The sequence below is a fragment of the Ideonella sp. P3_A4 genome (genome assembly GCF_056403075.1).
On record NZ_JBFUGE010000767.1, the window covers coordinates 1 to 2,561 of the forward strand.

At 59.4% G+C, this 2,561-nt stretch carries 2 protein-coding genes; both read left to right on the forward strand.

All coding sequences use genetic code 11. The features are described 5' to 3' along the window. The first annotated feature begins 128 nt into the window (after positions 1-128). A complete protein-coding gene (locus AC1DYI_RS32410; RefSeq protein WP_477208224.1) occupies positions 129-587 on the forward strand; it encodes a hypothetical protein in 459 nt (152 codons plus the stop codon). Positions 588-1,199: 612 nt separating this feature from the next. Beyond that, positions 1,200-1,547, forward strand: a complete 348-nt coding sequence (locus AC1DYI_RS32415; RefSeq protein ID WP_477208225.1) for a hypothetical protein — start codon at positions 1,200-1,202, stop codon at positions 1,545-1,547. The last annotated feature ends 1,014 nt before the right edge of the window (positions 1,548-2,561 follow it).

Consider the following 2,561-nt stretch of genomic DNA (forward strand, 5'->3'; position numbering starts at 1 on the left):
AGATGGATCCCGAGATTGGCGGCATGATCTTGCGACTGGCAGCGAAGGGCTACTAAACTCCTGCCTAACCCCTCCGTCAAGGGGACGTCCCGCCAGCGGGCCGCCCCTTACGTCGAACGTTAAGCCTCATGAATACGCCGTCCTATCGCTGGTCTTGCCATGGCTGCGGCAGCGTAAACGAGCCGGGCGTAGCCGCTTGTTCCGGATGTGGTCTATTGGCTTCTGCGACCGGAGCACAAATAGCAGCGGCCAGGGCACGTCTTGCGCCGAGCCCTGCTCCCGCACCGGTAAAGAAGGCGGATCACTGGCTATTCGCCAGCGGGTCGCTCTTCCTCTTCTTTCCTGAGGGCATCGCCGCAGCCCTCATCTTCCTTGCGAGTCCAGGCTGGTTGCTTTCGCTCCTCTTCCATGGCTACCTCAAAGCAGCCGGAGTTCTTGCTTGCGGCATGGCAGCTGCTGGCGCAGTTGCATACTTCGCCCTACGCGAGCGCTCCCGAGGGCTTCTCTATGTCTCGGTTATCGTTTCAATCGCCGTGGCCTTGTGGGTCAATACCATGTCGCAGCAGGGCCGGCCGAATGCGGCCTAACCCCTCCGTCAAGGGGACCTGCCGTCGGCAGGCCCCTTACGTCGAACGTTAGCCATCATCAATGAATCCCGATCCATCTCGCTTCAACACTGAAGCACGCGAGCGATTCGCGCAATGGGAGAAGGCGGCCCCTGTAAGTTGCGCCGCAATGGCTATCGCAGCAGCTGTGTCAACATTCGCGTTTCGGCCAAGCTTTCTTCTCGTTTGCGGCACCTTCATGGGCGGTTTGGCTATCTTCTTCTCATGGCGCGCGGCTCTTGCTGAGCGATACAACGCCACACTGGCTCATGCATYGGTGGGCATCGTCCTCGCACTTTCAGGCATAGTCTTCGCAGGGCGAGTTCCAAGGCTAGTCATGTTGGCCCAGGCCCTTCCATGGGTAGGCTTCGGTCTCTTCTTTGGCATCCTGTTCATTCGGCGCTCTTCACCGAAACAGTAGGTCAGCATTCCTCTGARGTCGAGCTATGTCGAGCACRTCGCTATCTCTGCCACGCTTTGTGGTTCTCCACTCTCTCCTGCGGCAGCCGATGGCTAACCCCTCCGTCAAGGGGACGTCCACAAGCGGGCTTCGCCCACTTGYGGCCGCCCCTTACGTCGAACGTTAGGCATTTCATGCAGTCCATCGTCATCCGCATCGATCCGAAACCACTGGTCAATGYAGACCTCGACCTTCGGTACGAAATACCCGATCGCCTGGCAGTTGCTTCCAACGGTTCAATAGGAGACTCTGGTTACGGCTTCGAGCCCAAAACCGACGCCATGCACATCTACCTCTCCGTCAATGACGCAGAGAAGGCTCTGGCAGTCATAGTCGGCCTGTTGGAGAGCCAGTCACTTGGGGAACCCWATCTACTTGAAGCCGTGCAGGTTGGCCTTTCCTCGCTGTCGGTAGCCGAAAGCTCTCAGTACCGGGTCGCCTATCCCCCGCAATGTTCAGGCACCATCCATGCGGTGGGSTAGTACTCTTAGCTCCGCTGCTTCTGRTTTGGCCGCACGTTCCGGCCATCTTGCTGTCTCGCGGCCAATGCCTAACCCCTCCGTCAAGGGGACTGGCCTGCGGCCAGCCCCTTACGTCGAACGTTAGGCGTCCCGGAGGTTTCAATGGCTAGTGAACAAGAGCGGCTCACGGAGGCACTGAACTCCAACGATTCATCAGGCAGCACACGCCAACTTGCATTGGCGCTTCGAGATGAAGGCATGGGCCAGGTTCCAATGTACAGGCTGTTCTCGGAGATACAGCAAACGCTGCCGAGCGATGACCCACGATACGATGCTGTCGTTGACGCAATAGACCAAATCTGGGGAGGCTCTTGGGCGAAGGGGCACGCGCTCTTCAAGCAAGAGCTATCGGAGAGCCGCCTTGCAACAGAGTAGCGGCTGGTCAAAAATGGCCGCCGGAGCCCAAATGCAACGCGCCGTCAACGCCGTCGTTCCGCCCAGTGGCGTTTGCGCTGCTGGGCTTCTCCGGTTGGTGGTGTCGCGTTCCAGGTATCTCCTTGCTCAGCGCCTGCCGCCTAACCACTCCGTCAAGGGGACCTGCCTGCGGCAGGCCCCTTACGTCGAACGTTAAGCAAAGTCAGAAATGCCTTTGTCTCAGTGTCGAGTCTCGTTTGCCATCCGGGCTGGCACCGTGCCACAGGTCGGCCTTCGAGCACTCAGCCACCCCAGAACAGCCCAGCGTCCACCAGGCCGATCAGTACTCGCTCGAAGCCCTCTGCCGCTCCAGCGTTGGCTTGCTTGGCCTCCCCGGTAAAAATGCAAGCGAACATGGCTCGCCGATTGGTCGAGGTTGCAGGAACCAAAATGCCAAAAAGCTCCGTGCCTTCGCTCAGCCTCGTCGCCACCTAACAGCCCAATCGCTTCGTTGGTGCCCTCGCGTTCCTGTCACAGCCTTGCTCAACGTCGCTCGCCTAACATCTCCGTCAAGGGGACGTCTTGCGGCAAGCCGCAAGCCGCCCCTTACGTCGGACGTTA